Raw genomic sequence first — 716 nt, forward strand, 5'->3', positions numbered from 1 at the left:
TCCTGTTGCTCCTGTTGGACCTACTACTCCATCTGCTCCTGTTGGGCCTGTTGCTCCTGTTGCTCCTGTCACTCCTGTTATTCCTACCCCTGTTGCTCCTGTTGGACCTGTTGGACCTGTTGCTCCAGCTGCTCCTGCTGCTCCTGTTGGACCTGTTGGACCTACTAATCCATTTGCTCCTGTATCTCCTGTTGCTCCTGTTGGACCTGTTGGACCTGTTGCTCCATCTGCCCCTGTATTTCCTGTTGCTCCTGTTGGGCCTATCAATCCATTTGCTCCTGTTGCTCCTGTTGGGCCTGTTGGACCTGTCGCTCCAGGTGTTCCTGTTGCTCCTGTTGGACCTATTAAACCTGTTGCTCCTGTTATTCCTACTCCTGTTGCTCCTGTTGGACCTGTTGGACCTGCCAGTCCATCTGCTCCTGTTGCTCCTGTTGGACCTGTTGGACCTGCCAGTCCATCTGCTCCTGTATCTCCTGTTGCTCCTGTTGGACCTGTTACTCCTGTCGCTCCAGGTGTTCCTGTTGCTCCTGTTGGACCTGTTGGACCTGCCAATCCATCTGCTCCTGTTGCTCCTGTTGGACCTGTTGCTCCAGGTGTCCCTGTTGCTCCTGTTGGTCCGGGTGCAGCTGTTGCATCAGTTCGACCTACTGCTGCTCCTCGTGCTGTTCGTGTTGTGCCAGCTACTCGCACACATTGTTCCATTGGTCTTCTGCTGC

General features: G+C 54.5%; 1 protein-coding gene. It reads right to left on the bottom strand.

Features of this window, described 5'->3' with window-relative positions:
- On the bottom strand, positions 1–702 hold a 702-nt coding region (locus IC213_RS20485), incomplete at its 3' end, for a collagen-like protein (RefSeq protein WP_227863581.1).
- Positions 703–716: the final 14 nt, after the last annotated feature.

Origin of the sequence: Clostridioides sp. ES-S-0049-02, from assembly GCF_020658465.1 — a bacterium.
Classification (GTDB): domain Bacteria; phylum Bacillota; class Clostridia; order Peptostreptococcales; family Peptostreptococcaceae; genus Clostridioides.